Below are 16,143 nucleotides of genomic sequence, written 5' to 3'. Positions count from 1 at the left end.
TCCCCTCCCGGCACCCCCGCGCGGACCCCAACTATAAATAAGTCGATAGGTCGCTGTCGCTACCGTGATTGGACACTGACACCAAGTCAACTAGCCTTGTTCGCACGGTTCTTCGCGCGCAGAGCCGTGACGGTCCGAGCCACGAGGGGGGAGGCTCGGACCGTTTGGCGCGCGGAGTGGAAAACCTTCGCCGTCGTCCCGCGCACCAGCGGACCGGCCGGTCGCTCAGGAGGCCTTTACCGCGCCGACTCGTCGAGCGCGCGCAGCACGTCCGCCACGAGGTCCTGCGGGTCCTCGGCGCCGGCCGAGAAACGGATGAAGCCCTCCGGCACCGCGTCCCCGCCCCACCGGCCGCGCCGCTCCGCCGTGGACCGTACTCCGCCGAAGCTGGTCGCGTCGTCCACGAGCCGCAGCGCGCCCAGAAAACGTTCGGCACGCGCACGCGTGGGCAGCGTGAAGGACACCACGCACCCGAAGCGCCGCATCTGCTGCGAGGCGATCTTGTGCGAGGGGTCGTCGGACAGCCCGGGATAGCGCAGCCCGCTCACCTCGGAGCGGCCGCGCAGCGCCTCGGCGATCACGAGAGCGTTGGCGTTCTGCCGGTCGGCACGCAACTGGAGCGTGGCGAGCGAGCGGTGCGCCAGCCAGGCCTCCATGGGGCCGGGAATCGCCCCCACGATCTTGCGCCAGCGGCGCACGGGGACCATCAGCTCGGCGTCGCGCCCGCTGACGTAGCCGAGCAGGACATCGCCGTGCCCGGTGAGCATTTTGGTGCCGCTGGCCACGGAGAAGTCGGCGCCCAGTTCCAGCGGTCGCTGGCCGAGCGGGGTCGCCAGGGTGTTGTCGACGGCGACGAGGGTCCCTTGTGCGTGGGCGGCCGCGACGAGCCGCCGCACGTCGCAGACGTCGAGCCCGGGGTTGGAGGGGGTCTCGATCCACAGCAGCTTCGCTCCGTCGAGAACGTCGAGCTGCGCGTCGCCTGCGGTCGGCGCGGTGCGCACCTCGATGCCGTAGGCGGTCAGCTGCTCGCGCACCAGGGGCAGCACCTGGTAACCGTCGTCCGGAAGGACCACGACGTCGCCGGCGCCCAGCTGGGAGAAGAGGACCGCCGAGATGGCCGCCATGCCCGACGGGAAGGCGAGCGTGGTGACGTCACTCCGCGAGGGCGCCTCGAGCTCGCCGATCGCGCGCTCCAGGAGCGTCCAGGTCGGGTTCTCGTCCCGGCCGTAGGTGTACGGGCCCGTGGGGTCGCCCGGCAGATGGAAGTGCGCCGCGAAGACGGGCCCCGGGAGGGTCGGCTCGTACTTGACGGGTTCGGGCAGTCCGGCCCGCACCGCGCGCGTGCCGTCACCGGTCTCCGTACCGAAATCCCCGGATGTCATGCTGCCCGTCCCTTCACGTGCCGGTCTGTCGAGGCGGGCAGTTCCGCTGCTCGCCCCTCCACCTTCTCAAGACATCCCTCGACGCAGTTCATACGTCCGTCATACGGATCGGCGGCGTCCGCATACGCAGCCGCCCGACGGGCACTCAGTCCTCGCTGTCGGGCAGGACGACGTTCAGAGCCCAGGACACCACTGAGATGATCAGACCGCCCAGCACGGCCGTCCAGAACCCGTCGACGTGGAAACCGAGGTCGAGCTTGTCGGCCAGCCACGAGGTCAGCAGCAGCATCAGGGCGTTGACCACGAGGGTGATCAGGCCGAGGGTGAGGATGAAGAGCGGGAACGTCAGGATTTTGACGAACGGCTTGACCAGGACGTTCACCAGGCCGAAAACCAGCGCGACCAGGATCAGGGTGCCGGCTTTCCTGCCAAAGCTGTCACCGGTCAGGGTGATCTTGTCGAGCAGCCATACGGCGACGGCCAGGGCGCCCGCGTTGGCGATCGTCTTGACTACGAAATTGTTCATGTGTCTGATCGTGGCAGAAGAGATCGATTCATCAGTACGGCCGTGACGGCGGTCGGCTGCGCACAGGAGCGGACGAGGTCGATGAAGGCATTCCGGCTGGACGAACTGGAGGCGGAACGCGCCGCCAACGACGGCGCGTATCTGCAGTTCCTGCACGAGCGGAACATGTCCGCGGGCCTGTACGCGCTCGACGCGGGCGAAGTGGATCCGCAGAAGCCGCATCAGCAGGACGAGGTGTACCTCGTCGTGAGCGGGCGCGCCTCGATCACGGTCGGCCTGGAGACGACCCAGGTCGGGCGCGGCAGTGTCGTCTACGTCCCCGCGGGGGTGGCCCACAAGTTCCACCACATCACCGAGGACCTGCGGGTTCTGGTGGTGTTCTCTCCGCCCGAGAGCTGAGTTTCGCTCCAGGGTTCCCTAGGGGACCGATCAGGGGTGGACAAGGGGCGCCGGGCCCCCGCCGGGCCCCGTCCCGGCCCTAGCATCGAAGGCAGGACGTCGGAGATGCCGGAAGTCGGTGATTCCGGAATGCGAAGAACCCGGAATCACTGCCCCGGTCCCGGGGCGACGGGGCGGAGAGGCAAGGACGGGGCTATGCGAGAGATCTTCAGCAGTATGCCGTGGTGGGTGAAGTGGGTCGCGGTGCCGGTCATCGCCCTGGTCGTGTTCGGCAGCGTGATAGTCAGCGTCGTCAGCGTGGTGATCTGGCTGCTCTTCAAGGTGCTGGTCTTCGTCGCGCTGGTGGGCGGACTGATCTATGTCGTACGGAAGTTCATGTCGAGTTCCTCGTCGCGCAGCGACTGGTGACGCCGAACCGAGTCTCCCGCGTCGGTAACGGGGAGCGGGACACGGGAAGCTGAGGTTCCCTCGGCAGGGGGAAGTTTGCCGCCAGGGCGGCCGGTGAGTGGTGGCAGGCGGTTAAAGTCCGGATTCGACGCGGGGTCGACCCCCGCGGGCGGCGCACACCCCTCCCGTGTCCCCCCGCACGGGCGGCCCTTCTCGCGCTCCGGGAGTGACCCTTGGCCACGGCTGACACCGCACCCGCAGAATCCTCCGCTCCACCCGTCCAGCGGTCGAACGCCTCGGCGGGGACGCGGGTCCCGCCCGTCCAGCCGCGTACGTCGCCCACCGAGGCCCCGTCCACGGAACCGCACTCCACGACCCTCATCGGTTCCGTGCAGCGCGCGATGCGGCTCCTGGAGGCCGTGGCCGCACGGGAGAGTGGAGCCCCCGCCAAACAGCTCGCCCGCGAGGCGGGGCTCGCGCTTCCCACGGCGTACCACCTGTTGCGCACGCTGGTGCACGAGGGTTATCTGCGCCGCGAGAAGGGGCTCTTCCACCTCGGCGAGGCGGCCGAGCGGCTGAGCAGCAGCGGAGCCCAGCAGAAACGTCGCAGCACGGTGAACGACGCGCTGGCCCGGTGGAGCGAAGCCCTCGGCGTACCGGTCTACTACGCCGTCTACCGCGACGGTGAGATCGAGGTCGTGTCCGTCGCCGACACCCCGGGCAGCCCGGCGGTCGAGGAGTGGGCGGACTTCCGGGAGACCGGGCACGCCCACGCGATCGGCCAGTGCCTGCTGTCCCAACTGGACGGGAAGGCGCGGCGGGACCACCTCGACCGCTACCCGGTGCAGTCCATCACTCCGAACACGGTGCGTGACGAACGCACCTTGCTGCGCCGCCTGGAAAGGACGGGGCGGATGGAACCGATCGTCGAGCGGCAGGAATACGCCCTGGGGACGGTGTGTGCGGCGCTCCCCATCACCGCCGGGGCAACCGCCGGGACAGTCGCCATTTCCCTGCCCTTTCATCAGGTCGAGCGGCTGCTGCCGACGGCCAGGCAACTCCAGGCCGAGATCGGCCGGATGCTGGGGGCACTGACGATCTCTATCAGCATCTGAAAACTCACTCCTTGTGATATGCCGTGTACGTTGAGCAAGATGCCAGCGGTGTCAGGAGGATGATTCCTGGCCAGTCGGCGGCAAATGACGGGGTTGACGATGCGTGAGTCGGTGCAGGCAGAGGTCATGATGAGCTTTCTCGTCTCGGAGGAGCTCTCGTTCCGCATTCCGGTGGAGCTCCGTTACGAGACCAGTGATCCCTTCGCCGTGCGGCTGACCTTTCATCTGCCCGGTGATGCCCCGGTGACCTGGGCGTTCGGGCGGGAGCTTCTGATCGACGGCGTGGGGCGGCCGTGCGGTGACGGGGACGTGCACATCGCGCCGGCCGACCCCGAGGCGTTCGGCGAGGTGCTGATCCGGCTTCAGGTCGGCTGCGACCACGCGCTGTTCCGGACGGGTGCCGCCCCGCTCGTGGCCTTTCTCGACCGTACGGACAAGTTGGTGCCACTGGGGCAGGAATGTTCCCTCGCCGACTTCGACACCCATCTCGACGAAGCCCTCGACCGCATCCTGGCGGAGGAGCAGAGCGCGGGCTGAAGCGCCCGGACCTTTTCGAGGGGAGTACGGCTTCCTCACCCCTCAGTGCTTGCGGCGCCGGCCCTTCCCGCTACGCGCCGGGGTTCTGACACCGGCGGGTGCCGCCGCCCCCGCGGCCTCCCTGCGGTCCGCGGAAACCACCAGAGCGGCCAGGGCGGTGGTCACCGGAACCGCGGCCACCAGACCGATCGAGCCGACCAGAGTGCGCACGATCTCCTCGGCCACCAGCTCGCTGTTGGCCACCGTACCGACGCTGCTCTGAGCGATCGAGAAGAGCAGCAGCAGGGGCAGGGCCGCGCCCGCGTACGCCAGTACCAAGGTGTTGACGACGGAGGCGATGTGGTCGCGGCCGATCCGGATGCCCGCCCGGTACAGCCCGCGCCAGCCCAAGGTCGGGTCCGCCTGGTGCAGCTCCCAGACGGCGGAGGTCTGGGTGACCGTCACATCGTCGAGCACACCGAGCGAGCCGATGATGACGCCCGCGAGCAGCAGACCGCTCATGTCGATGGACGGATACAGACCGTGGATCAGGCCCGTGTTGTCGTCCACGTTGCCGGTCAGTGCGGCCCAGTCGATGAATCCCGAACCGAGTACGCCGATCAGCAGCAGCGAGAGCAGCGTGCCGAGCACCGCGACCGAGGTGCGGGCCGACAGGCCGTGACACATGTAGAGCGCGATCAGCATGATCGCGCTGGCTCCGACCACCGCCACGACCAGCGGATTCGAGCCCTGCAGGATCGCGGGCAGGATGAAGGACGTCAGGATGAGAAAGCTCACGGCCAGCGCGACCAGTGCCATGAGTCCGCGCAGCCGGCCCACCACCACGACGGCCAGCGCGAAGATCCCGGCGAGCAACGCCATGGGGAACTTGCGGTTCACGTCGGTGACCGAGTACTGCAGGTCGGCGGGCGCGGAGGGTTCGTACGCGACGACGACCTTCTCGCCCTGGTGCAACTGCCGTGACTGGTCCGGCTGGACGATCTCGGTGAACGTGCGGCCCTTGTCCTTGCCGGTGTCGATCCTGATCGTCGCCTTCTTGCAGTCGCCCGTCGCCTGCTGCTGCGCGGAGGAGCCCTCGGCGGTGGAGGTGTCACCGGTCGGGGTGTCTCCCGAGGCGTTGACGGACTTGCAGTCCACCTTGTCGACCTTGGTGACCGTGGCCTCCTGGGACTGCCGGTCGAAACCGACGCCCGTGCGCTCGTGCGAGGGCGCGCCGCCCGGCCACAGCACCACAAGACCCACGACGACCGCGGCCGCGAAGGGGATCAGCACCGCGGCGATGACCTTGCGCAGATGCCGGGAGACCGGGGCGGCGGGTCCGTGGCTGTGCGAGTGACCGTGCCCGCCGCCGTGCCCACCTCCGTGGCCAAGCCCTTGGCTGCTTCCCCAGTCCGGACCGCCCCCGCCGTCCGGGCCGCTGCCGCCGCGTGACGCCGGGCTGCTTCCGCCGCCCACCCGTTCGCTTCGGGAACTGTCACCGGGACCGGGACCGGGACCGGGTGCGTGTCCAGGGCCGCGATTGGCTCCTGGACCCGCGCCGTGCCCGTGCGGCGGCTCGGACGGTGGGAACGGGGGCTGCTGCGTCGTGGTCACCGACCGATCATCGCAAGAACGCCGGGGGCCCTCTGTTCACCGCGCCAGATATGACGCTAGCGTGGAGGCACCTTTGCACACGCGGGAGCTCGGAGCACCGGGCTGAGAGGGCGCTGACCTTCGTCTCAGCGATGTTTCACATGAAACATCGGCGGACGGACATCGCTGCGTCGACCGCTGAACCTGTTACCGGGTAATGCCGGCGTAGGGAGTAGGTCTCATGACCAACAAGGACGTAAGCACGCCTGTCTCCAGCCAGACGGACGGGGCACCCGCCTCGCTCCCGAACGGCGAGGCCGGGAAGTCCATCGGCTGGCACAAGGCGTACGTCGAGGGTTCGCGCCCCGACCTGCTGGTGCCGGTCCGTCAGGTGCACCTCACGAACGGGCAGTCGGTCACGCTGTACGACACCTCCGGCCCGTACACCGATCCGGCCGTCGGCACCGACGTACGCAGGGGACTGGCGCCGCTGCGCGAGAACTGGATCATCGCGCGCGGTGACACCGAGGAGTACGCGGGCCGTGCCGTGCGCCCCGAGGACGACGGCATCAAGCACACCTCACCACGCGGCGGGCTGCGCAACCTGGACGCGGTCTTTCCCGGACGGCCCCGTCAGCCGCGCCGGGGGCGCCCCGGAGAGGCCGTCACGCAACTCGCGTACGCCCGCCGCGGCGAGATCACCCCTGAGATGGAGTTCGTGGCGGTCCGCGAGAACGTCGACCCCGAAGTCGTCCGCGAGGAGATCGCCGCCGGCCGGGCGGTCCTGCCCGCGAACGTCAACCACCCGGAGATCGAGCCGATGATCATCGGCAAGCGGTTCCTGGTGAAGGTGAACGCCAACATCGGCAACTCGGCGGTCACGTCCTCCATCGAGGAGGAGGTGGACAAGATGACCTGGGCCACCCAGTGGGGCGCGGACACGGTCATGGACCTGTCCACCGGGCGCAACATCCACACCACCCGCGAGTGGGTACTGCGGAACTCCCCCGTGCCCATCGGCACCGTGCCGCTGTACCAGGCGCTGGAGAAGGTCGACGGCCGTGCCGAGGAGCTCACCTGGGAGATCTACAAGGACACGGTCATCGAGCAGGCCGAGCAGGGCGTGGACTACATGACGGTCCACGCGGGCGTGCGCCTGCAGTACGTGCCGCTCACCGCCAACCGCAAGACCGGCATCGTCTCGCGAGGCGGCTCGATCATGGCGGCCTGGTGCCTGGCGCACCACAAGGAGAGCTTCCTCTACGAGAACTTCGAGGAACTCTGCGAGATTCTCGCCGCCTACGACGTCACGTACTCGCTCGGCGACGGGCTGCGGCCCGGGTCGATCGCCGACGCCAACGACGCCGCGCAGTTCGCGGAGTTGAGGACGCTCGGGGAACTCAACAGGATCGCGAAGCGTTTTCACGTACAGACCATGATCGAGGGCCCGGGGCATGTCCCCATGCACAAGATCAAGGAGAACATCGACCTTCAGCAGGAGATCTGCGATGAAGCTCCGTTCTATACGCTCGGCCCGCTGACGACGGACGTCGCCCCGGCGTACGACCACATCACCTCCGGTATCGGTGCCGCGATGATCGCCTGGTGGGGCACGGCGATGCTCTGCTACGTCACGCCCAAGGAGCACCTCGGACTGCCCAACCGTGACGACGTGAAGACCGGCGTCATCACGTACAAGATCGCGGCTCACGCGGCGGACCTCGCCAAGGGGCATCCGGGCGCGCAGGAGTGGGACGACGCGCTGTCCGACGCCCGCTTCGAGTTCCGGTGGGAGGACCAGTTCAACCTGGCCCTCGATCCGGACACGGCGCGGGAGTTCCACGACGAGACGCTGCCGGCCGAACCCGCCAAGACGGCCCATTTCTGCTCGATGTGCGGGCCGAAGTTCTGCTCCATGAAGATCTCGCACGACATCCGCCGTGAGCACGGGGGTTCGCCGGCGGAGATCGAGGAGGGCATGGCGCAGAAGTCCAAGGAGTTCGCGGCGGCGGGCAACCGGGTCTATCTCCCGCTGGCGGACTGAGCCCGGCCGGCCGAGGCCACGGCGGTGTCCCACGGGCGGTCCCCGGCGGGACGCCGCCGCGCCTCACCGCCGGTTTCCGTGACCGGTATGCAGGCCGGCTGGGGCGCGGCGGGATCGCCGCTTCGGGGAGCCATCCGGGGCCGGGTGTCACTCCGGCTGGTGTTCCGGGCCTCCGAAGTCCGGGCTGGAGAAGTCCGGACTGCTGTAGCTCGGGCGAGGGCCGGCCGCGGGGCCGCCGTCCGGGCTGCTGAATCCCGGCCGGTTGTAGCCCAGGTGGGGCATACGGCCGGTCCGTTCCGGGGACGTGCGGTGCACGGCGGGCGTCTCCGTACCGGCCAGTGCCTCCCGGAGGAACGGCAGGATGCCGCGCTCCAGCAGGGCCTCCCGCCAGGCGTCCCCCGCCCGGTCCACCTCCTCGTTCACCTCGCCCCGGTCGTCCGCCTGGAAGGAGGAGCCGCCGTCGCGCAGTGCGGTGAGCAGGAGTCCCACCGCGGCGACCAGGATCGCTGCGGCCGTGACCGCGCCGAAGACCCACCCGGTGGTCCGGAGGGTGCCGGCGAAAGCCGGCTCCGGATCGAGCAACTTGAGGAGGTAGCCCACGAGCAGGAATATCGCCGCGGCCGTCCCGGCGAGAACGGGAGCGAGCACCGCGACGACGGCGATGGCACCGGCTCCGGCCGTCTCGGCGGCCTCCCCCACGGTGGTGGCGAGCCCCACGGCGCTCGCGCCGGGCTCCGCGGAGCCGGGCTCCTCGCGCACGGGCGGGGCGGACGGCGCCGGGTGACGCAGGTCCTGGCGGACCTTCACATAGCGCTGGTACTCGGTCGCCGCGGCCGCCGTGATGAGAGCCGTCGCGTCGAGGGCCATCGTGCGCAGTTGCTCGGGGTTGAGCCGCTCGCCGACAGCGGCGAGTTCCGGACGGTGTGGTGCGGAGCGCAGCGCCTCATCGAGGAGCCGCTCGTAGTCCTGGCGGTCCTCGCTCAGCAGGTGCTGCGGAACGCTGTTCATGTGCATCCCCCGATGCTCCGTAGGGCTGGTGGCTCGCACGCTGACGAGCCGTCGGGCAGAAACGGAGGGGAGCCTGCTACGGACAAGCCGATGTTAGAGCGGGGAGGGTACACGGTGACAGGGGGTTTCCGGAAATTGCCCCCTGGGCCAGCGAGGTCCTTTCGCGGGGGATGCCTGACCGTCGACCGTTCAGGAATCCAGGGGGAGTTGCTGGACCAGCAGCTTTCCGGCCATGGTCACTCCGCCGTCCATGGCGATGGCCAGTCCGTCGGCGTAGATGTGCGGGCCTTCGACCGTGGGGCCCGCGCTGTCCTCGCCGTCCTCCGAGCCGACCTCGCCCAGGAGGTAGGGAATCGGACTGTGACCATGGACGATGCGGGCACCGCCGTAGGTGTCGAGGAGCGAGCGGACCGCCTCGGCGCCACCGTCGTCGCGGAAGGCGAAGCGCTTGGTGAACTTGCGGAAGAGATCCCAGCACTCGTCGGCGTCGTGGCGCGTGAGGGTCTCGCGGACGGTGTCGTTGACCGCTTCGATGGAGTCGCCGTAGTCGAGGTAGGCGGTGGTGTCGGAGTGCACCAGGAGGTGTCCGTCGGAGATCTCCATGGCGTCCAGGCGGGCCATCCACTGCAGATGGTGGTCCTGGAGACGGTCCATGTCGGTCTTCTGGCCGCCGTTGAGCAGCCAGGCGGCCTGGAAGGTGGCGGTGCCGGCACCGGAGTTGACGGGGGTGTCGCCGAACCGCTTGGCGCCGAGGAGCAGCAGCTCGTGGTTGCCCATGAGTGCCTTGCAGTAGCCGCCGACCGCGGCAGCCTCGGCGGACAGCCGCATCACCAGGTCGATGACACCGATGCCGTCCGGCCCGCGGTCCGTGAAGTCGCCGAGGAACCACAGCCGGGACGTGCCCGCGCACCAGCTGCCCGCCGCGTCGACGAGGCCCTGCGCCTGGAGGGCGGCGACGAGTTGGTCGAGGTAGCCGTGGACGTCGCCGACGACGTACAGCGGGCCGGGGCCTTCGGCGGGCTGGGGGGCCGGCGCGGCGGCCGGATCGACGGCGACCTGAAGCGTGTCACCTCGGTTGATGACGGGCAGGTCGCGCTGCGTGGGCGTGTACTCCGCCGGTTCCGGGGCGGCCGGCACGCCCTCCTCCGGGGGCGAGCTCTGCGCGTACGGACCGGTCTCGTGGACGTACGCGGGAACCCGGAAGTCGCGCAGCGTCGCCGTGCGCACCACCTCGGGTCCCTGACCGGCCCCCTGAGTCATCGACCCCTCCACCATCGCGCCGCAGCTGCACCGCATCGGACTGCCTGGTCGCAGCGGCCCGCGGTGTCGTCCGCCCATCATAGGAATGCGGATCGCGCCATGTGATGACCCAGGGGTGGTGAATCGGAGCAACACTTCGGTTCACCGTGGTTTTCGCCCGAATTGGGAGGTGCTCATCGCCCGGCGCCGGCCCCGTCACGCGTGACTCGGCGCCATCGCCCGGTGACTCAGCCCTCCTCCGGCGACCTGGGCGGGCTGACCGTCGTACGGGGCGGACGGCGCTCGGAGGACGTACGCACGATCAGTTCCGTCGGTATCACCTGCTCGACCGGACGGTCCGACTCGAGGCCCTCGATGGCGTCGATGAGGAGCTGGACCACGGCCGTGCCGATCCGGCGCGGCTTCAGGGAGAGCGTGGTGATGGGCGGTTCGGTGCTGGCGTAGACGGTGGACTCGCTGCAGCAGACGAGCAGGAGGTCCTCCGGGACGCGCAGGCCGTAGCGGCGGGCCGCGGCGAGCAGATCGGTGCCGTTCGGGTCGAAGAGGCCGTAGACGGCGTCGGGGCGGTCGGGCCGGGCGAGCAGCCGGTCGGCGGCGACGGCGCCGGCGCACGGGTCGTGTGCCGGGTAGGCCTCGTACACCGGGTCCTGGCCGACCCGCTCGCACCAGCGCAGATACGCGCTCGTGGAGAGGTGGGTGTAGGTGTCCGTGGTGGTGCCGGTGAGGAGGCCGATCCGGCGGGCGCCGGCGTCGGCCAGGTGGTCGAGGATGCCGAGGACGGCCGCCTCGTGGTCGTTGTCGACCCAGGCGGTCACGGGGAGCGAGCCGGCCGGGCGGCCGTCGGAGACGACGGGTAAGCCCTGGCGGACCAGTTCGCTGACCACCGGGTCGTGGTCGGACGGGTCGATGACCACCGTGCCGTCCAGGGCGACGTTCGACCACACGTCGTGGCGGGAGGTGGCGGGCAGGATGACCAGGGCGTAGCCCCGGGCGAGGGCGGCGGAGGTGGCGGCCCTGGCCATCTCCGCGAAGTAGGCGAACTCGGTGAAGGTGAAAGGTTCATCCCCGTACGTCGTGACGGTCAGGCCGATGAGCCCTGACTTGCCGGTACGGAGCGTTCGGGCCGCGGCGGAGGGGCGATAGCCCAACCGGTCCGCGACCTCTCGGACATGGCGCCGGGTGGCGTCCGGCAGCCGGCCCTTGCCGTTGAGGGCGTCGGAGACGGTCGTGATGGAGACTCCGGCGGCGGCGGCCACGTCTCTGATGCCCGCCCGGCCCGGTCGTCCGCCTCGGCGGGGAGTGTCCGCCCGGCTCACCTGGTGCTTCCCTGCTGCTGTCATGGCGAGCCGATAGTAGGGCTCCTGCGGTGGGGTAGTGCGGACGCATATGCACGCGTTGACAGTCACGTTTCTGCATGATCAAAAGACCCCAACTGCCTTGGAAAGAATGGTCTTTGAACGATCCAATGCCAGTACGTGACTTGTCGGCGCGCATGGGCCTGCCAAGTTGGCCAGGTTTCGAAGAGGTCTCAACTCACCTTCACGAGGGATGCGCGCCACGGCGCGAGCCACCGGCGCGTATCGATGCGGACGATGCGCCCCCTGTTTTGCACCGCTCGTACGGCTTCGGGCGGGGATGACCGTCCGGATGCGGGCGGCTGTCCACAGCCCATTCGCAGCGGGCCCGAATCCTCATAAGGTGAGAAGCATTGGATGCCGGTCGAGGGTCATGAGCCGGTGGTGGTCGCGAGGAGGACTGCGGTGAGCGAGACGAGCCCCAAGCTGCGTGCCGAGCTGGAGGGGATCCCCACCTACAAGCCCGGCAAGGCCGCCGCGGCCGACGGACCGGTGGCCTACAAGCTGTCGTCGAACGAGAACCCCTACCCGCCGCTGCCCGGCGTGATGGAGAGTGTGACCGCCGCTGCCGGGTCCTTCAACCGCTACCCGGACATGGCCTGCACGGGCCTGATGAACGAGCTGTCGAACCGCTTCGGGGTGCCCCTCTCGGACCTGGCCACGGGCACCGGCTCGGTCGGGGTCGCCCAGCAGCTCCTGCAGGCGACCAGCGGACCGGGCGACGAGGTCGTCTACGCCTGGCGGTCCTTCGAGGCGTACCCGATCATCACGCAGATCAGCGGGGCGACCTCGGTGCGGGTGCCGCTGACGCCGGGCGACGTGCACGACCTGGACGCGATGGCGGACGCGATCACCGACCGGACCCGGCTGATCTTCGTCTGCAACCCCAACAACCCCACCGGCACCGTGGTGCGCCGGGCCGAGCTGGAACGGTTCCTCGATCGGGTGCCCAGCGATGTGCTGGTGGTCCTCGACGAGGCGTACCGGGAGTTCATCCGCGACCCCGAGGTGCCGGACGGTGTCGAGATCTACCGGCAGCGGCCCAACGTGTGCGTGCTGCGCACCTTCTCCAAGGCGTACGGCCTCGCGGGCCTGCGGGTCGGCTTCGCGATCGCCCACGAGCCCGTCGCCGCCGCGCTGCGCAAGACGGCCGTGCCCTTCGGAGTGAGCCAGCTCGCCCAGGAGGCGGCCATCGCCTCGCTGCGGGCCGAGGACGAGCTGCTCGGCCGGGTCGGCTCCTTGGTGTGCGAGCGTCAGAGGGTGGTCGAGACGCTGCGTGGTCAGGGCTGGACGGTGCCCGAGACGCAGGCGAACTTCGTCTGGCTGCGGCTGGGGGAGCGCACGCTCGACTTCGCCGCCGCCTGTGAGCAGGCCGGTGTCGTCGTGCGGCCGTTCGCCGGCGAGGGCATGCGGGCGACGATCGGCGAGGCGGAGGCGAACGACATCTTCCTGAAGGTGGCGGAGGGGTTCCGCAAGGACTTCTAGCCACCGCCGATTCCGGGAGAGGCGCCTCGGTGCCCCTCCCGAGCGGCCCCGGCCCCGGGCATCTCGTCCGGGGCCGGTCCCGCGGGGCCTTTCTCCAACGGGGCCCTTCCTGAGCGGTCCCCTCTCCGGGCGTCCCCCCGGGCCGGTCTCCACGGAGCTCCTCGTGGGCCGGCGTTCCTCGTCGCCCGGCGGCTACCGGTCGCCCATGAGCTCCACGCGTACGGAATCGCCGTCGCGGACGGCCGCGAGGACGCGCGGGTCGTCTGACCTGCCTCTTTGTGCCCGAGGGTGACCGGTCCCGCTTACGGACCCCCCACCGGTCAAGCTTCGAACGGGTATGCGTCATAATTGCTTGTGAATGTGAACGCGTTCACAAGCGTGCCCCGTTTGCTCCGTGATGTGCGTGACAAAGAGGGCAAGCGGCCGCCGGGAGCACGGCGGTGACGTAAGGAGACTGACGACGTGGAATTGGCTCTTGCGCCGGAGACCCTGGCGCGCTGGCAGTTCGGCATCACCACCGTCTACCACTTCCTCTTCGTCCCCCTGACGATCTCGCTCGCCGCGCTCACCGCCGGCCTGCAGACCGCCTGGGTGCGCACGGAGAACGAGAAGTACCTCAGGGCCACCAAGTTCTGGGGGAAGCTCTTCCTGATCAACATCGCGATGGGGGTCGTCACCGGCATCGTGCAGGAGTTCCAGTTCGGCATGAACTGGTCCGACTACTCGCGCTTCGTCGGTGATGTCTTCGGTGCCCCGCTGGCGTTCGAGGCCCTGATCGCCTTCTTCTTCGAGTCCACCTTCATCGGGCTGTGGATCTTCGGCTGGGACAAGCTGCCGAAGAAGATCCACCTCGCCTGCATCTGGATGGTCTCGATCGGCACGCTGCTGTCGGCGTACTTCATCCTCGCGGCCAACTCGTGGATGCAGCACCCGGTCGGCTACCGGATGAACGAGGAGAAGGGCCGGGCGGAGCTCACCGATTTCTGGCGGGTCCTGACCCAGAACACCGCGCTCAACCAGGTCTTCCACAGCTTCTCGGCCGCGTTCCTGACGGGCGGCGCCTTCATGGTGGGCATCGCCGCCTTCCACCTGATGCGCAAGAAGCACATACCTGTGATGCGTACCTCACTCCGGCTCGGGCTCGTCACCCTGGCGGTCGGCGGCCTGCTCACCGCCGTCAGCGGAGACACCCTCGGCAAGGTCATGTACGAGCAGCAGCCGATGAAGATGGCCGCTGCCGAGGCACTGTGGGACGGCGAGAAGCCGGCGCCCTTCTCCGTGTTCGCGTACGGGGACGTCGACGAGGGGCACAACAAGGTCGCCCTGGAGATACCCGGCCTGCTGTCCTTCCTGGCCCACAGCGACTTCGAGTCGTACGTGCCCGGCATCAACGACACCAACAAGGACCTGCGGGAGAAGTTCGGCCCCGGCGACTACAAGCCCATCGTTCCCGTCGCCTACTGGGGCTTCCGGTGGATGATCGGCTTCGGGATGGCGTCCTTCGCCCTCGGCCTGCTGGGACTGTGGCTAACGCGGAAGAAGTTCCTGCTGCCGACAGCCCACCGGGCCGGCGAGGACGAGGTGCCGCAGCTGGTGCTGTGGAAGCAACCGCTGGGGTCGAGGCTGACCCGCCTGTACTGGCTCGCGGCGCTCTGGACGATGGCCTTCCCGCTGATCGCCAACTCCTGGGGCTGGATCTTCACCGAGATGGGCCGGCAGCCCTGGGTCGTCTACGGCGTGATGCAGACCCGCGACGCCGTCTCCCCCGGCGTCTCCCAGGGCGAGGTGATCACCTCGATGATCGCCTTCACGGCCCTGTACGCGATCCTCGCCGTCATCGAGGTCAGGCTGCTCGTGAAGTACGTGAAGGCCGGACCGCCCGAACTCACCGAGTCCGACCTCAACCCGCCCACCAGGATCGGCGGCGACTCCCGTGACGCCGACAAGCCGATGGCCTTCTCCTACTAGGCCCAGGGAGCTGCTGAGTCATGGAACTTCACGACGTCTGGTTCGTCCTCATCGCCGTCCTGTGGACCGGCTACTTCTTCCTGGAGGGCTTCGATTTCGGAGTCGGGGTGCTCACCAAGCTGCTGGCCCGCGACCGCACCGAGAAGCGGGTGCTGATCAACACGATCGGTCCCGTCTGGGACGGCAACGAGGTGTGGCTGCTCACCGCGGGCGGTGCGACCTTCGCAGCCTTCCCGGAGTGGTACGCGACACTCTTCTCCGGGTTCTATCTGCCACTGCTGGTCATCCTGCTCTGCCTGATCGTGCGCGGAGTCGCCTTCGAGTACCGGGTCAAGCGGGCCGAGGAGAGCTGGCAGCGCAACTGGGAGACCGCGATCTTCTGGACCTCGCTGATTCCCGCGGTCCTGTGGGGTGTGGCCTTCGGCAACATCGTGCGCGGGGTGAAGATCGACTCCGACATGGAGTACGTCGGCACTCTCGGGGACCTGCTCAACCCCTACGCGCTCCTGGGTGGCCTGCTCACGCTGACGCTGTTCACCTTCCACGGGACGGTCTTCGTCGGTCTCAAGACCGTGGGGGACATCCGCGAGCGGGCGCGCAGGCTGGCGCTCCGCGTCGGCTCGGCGAGTGCCGTGCTGGCGGTGCTGTTCCTGCTCTGGACGCAGGTGGAGAACGGGGACGGCAAGTCCCTGGTCGCGATGGCCGTGGCGGTGGCCGCCCTGGTCGCGGCCCTGGCGGCGGTCAGGGTGGGGCGGGAGGGCTGGGGATTCGCGCTCTCGGGGCTCACCATCGTGGCGTCCGTCGCCATGCTCTTCCTGACGCTGTTCCCGAACGTCATGCCCTCCTCGCTGGACCCGGACTGGAGCCTGACGGTCACCAATGCCTCGTCCAGCCCGTACACCCTGAAGATCATGACCTGGTGTGCGGGGATCGCCACGCCGCTGGTCCTGCTCTACCAGTCGTGGACGTACTGGGTGTTCCGCAAGCGGATCGGCACGCAGCACATCGCGGACGCCGCGCACTGAGTCCGCGTATCGAGGGGCATGTTTCACGTGAAACATGCCGTCTGGACCAAAGGGTGCGGTTCCGCCCGGACCGCACCCGT

General features: G+C 69.0%; 14 protein-coding genes. 8 read left to right on the top strand and 6 right to left on the bottom strand.

Annotated elements, in window-relative coordinates:
* Window positions 1-236 precede the first annotated feature (236 nt).
* Together AC0ZLC_RS18045 and AC0ZLC_RS18040 are read right to left on the bottom strand one after the other, a co-directional pair.
* Complete coding sequence (locus AC0ZLC_RS18045) at window positions 237-1,382, bottom strand: cystathionine gamma-lyase (protein ID WP_476752985.1); 1,146 nt, start codon at window positions 1,380-1,382, stop codon at window positions 237-239.
* A 145-nt stretch (window positions 1,383-1,527) separates the two neighbouring features.
* On the bottom strand, window positions 1,528-1,908 hold the full coding sequence (locus AC0ZLC_RS18040; RefSeq protein WP_476752984.1) for a phage holin family protein: 381 nt from the start codon (window positions 1,906-1,908) through the stop codon (window positions 1,528-1,530).
* 81 nt (window positions 1,909-1,989) lie between these two features.
* On the opposite strand from AC0ZLC_RS18040, the gene AC0ZLC_RS18035 reads away from it, so the two are divergent.
* The 4 genes from AC0ZLC_RS18035 (at window position 1,990) to AC0ZLC_RS18020 (ending at window position 4,346) form a co-directional block, all read left to right on the top strand.
* Entirely contained in the window at window positions 1,990-2,307 is a 318-nt protein-coding gene (locus tag AC0ZLC_RS18035; protein ID WP_476752983.1) for a cupin domain-containing protein, read from the top strand.
* Between the two features lie 195 nt (window positions 2,308-2,502).
* Window positions 2,503-2,715, top strand: a complete 213-nt coding sequence (locus AC0ZLC_RS18030; protein WP_358852275.1) for a DUF5326 family protein — start codon at window positions 2,503-2,505, stop codon at window positions 2,713-2,715.
* A gap of 212 nt (window positions 2,716-2,927) precedes the next feature.
* Complete coding sequence (locus tag AC0ZLC_RS18025) at window positions 2,928-3,809, top strand: IclR family transcriptional regulator (protein ID WP_476752982.1); 882 nt, start codon at window positions 2,928-2,930, stop codon at window positions 3,807-3,809.
* Window positions 3,810-3,908: 99 nt separating this feature from the next.
* Window positions 3,909-4,346 carry an SsgA family sporulation/cell division regulator gene (locus AC0ZLC_RS18020; protein ID WP_476752981.1) on the top strand — a complete coding sequence of 146 codons (438 nt, stop codon included), beginning with the start codon at window positions 3,909-3,911 and terminating at the stop codon, window positions 4,344-4,346.
* Between the two features lie 42 nt (window positions 4,347-4,388).
* Here the strand turns inward: AC0ZLC_RS18020 and AC0ZLC_RS18015 are convergent, their stop codons facing one another.
* On the bottom strand, window positions 4,389-5,939 hold the full coding sequence (locus tag AC0ZLC_RS18015; protein WP_476752980.1) for a YibE/F family protein: 1,551 nt from the start codon (window positions 5,937-5,939) through the stop codon (window positions 4,389-4,391).
* 220 nt (window positions 5,940-6,159) lie between these two features.
* On the opposite strand from AC0ZLC_RS18015, the gene thiC reads away from it, so the two are divergent.
* The gene (gene thiC, locus AC0ZLC_RS18010; RefSeq protein ID WP_476752979.1) at window positions 6,160-7,962 is read left to right on the top strand and encodes a phosphomethylpyrimidine synthase ThiC; all 1,803 of its coding nucleotides are present in this window, start codon (window positions 6,160-6,162) and stop codon (window positions 7,960-7,962) included.
* 147 nt (window positions 7,963-8,109) lie between these two features.
* On the opposite strand, the gene AC0ZLC_RS18005 is transcribed toward thiC, so the two are convergent.
* The 3 genes from AC0ZLC_RS18005 to AC0ZLC_RS17995 all read right to left on the bottom strand — a co-directional run bounded on the left by AC0ZLC_RS18005 (window position 8,110) and on the right by AC0ZLC_RS17995 (window position 11,570).
* Window positions 8,110-8,976, bottom strand: a complete 867-nt coding sequence (locus AC0ZLC_RS18005; protein WP_476752978.1) for a hypothetical protein — start codon at window positions 8,974-8,976, stop codon at window positions 8,110-8,112.
* A 183-nt stretch (window positions 8,977-9,159) separates the two neighbouring features.
* Window positions 9,160-10,245 (bottom strand): metallophosphoesterase, encoded by a 1,086-nt coding sequence (locus AC0ZLC_RS18000; RefSeq protein WP_476753137.1) that lies wholly within the window; start codon window positions 10,243-10,245, stop codon window positions 9,160-9,162.
* Between the two features lie 212 nt (window positions 10,246-10,457).
* A complete protein-coding gene (locus AC0ZLC_RS17995; protein ID WP_358852280.1) occupies window positions 10,458-11,570 on the bottom strand; it encodes a LacI family DNA-binding transcriptional regulator in 1,113 nt (370 codons plus the stop codon).
* Between the two features lie 420 nt (window positions 11,571-11,990).
* Here AC0ZLC_RS17995 and hisC point away from each other — a divergent pair, with 420 nt between their 5' ends.
* The 3 genes from hisC to cydB all read left to right on the top strand — a co-directional run bounded on the left by hisC (window position 11,991) and on the right by cydB (window position 16,063).
* Entirely contained in the window at window positions 11,991-13,070 is a 1,080-nt protein-coding gene (gene hisC / locus AC0ZLC_RS17990; RefSeq protein WP_476752977.1) for a histidinol-phosphate transaminase, read from the top strand.
* A 462-nt stretch (window positions 13,071-13,532) separates the two neighbouring features.
* The gene (locus tag AC0ZLC_RS17985; protein ID WP_476752976.1) at window positions 13,533-15,038 is read left to right on the top strand and encodes a cytochrome ubiquinol oxidase subunit I; all 1,506 of its coding nucleotides are present in this window, start codon (window positions 13,533-13,535) and stop codon (window positions 15,036-15,038) included.
* A gap of 20 nt (window positions 15,039-15,058) precedes the next feature.
* Window positions 15,059-16,063, top strand: coding sequence for a cytochrome d ubiquinol oxidase subunit II (gene cydB / locus AC0ZLC_RS17980; protein ID WP_476752975.1), 1,005 nt, complete (start codon window positions 15,059-15,061; stop codon window positions 16,061-16,063).
* The last annotated feature ends 80 nt before the right edge of the window (window positions 16,064-16,143 follow it).

It is taken from the genome of Streptomyces sp. GLSS-08 (assembly GCF_056387915.1).
The sequence above is the reverse complement of the archived record's forward strand: the minus strand, read 5'-3'. Positions and strand labels throughout refer to the sequence as shown.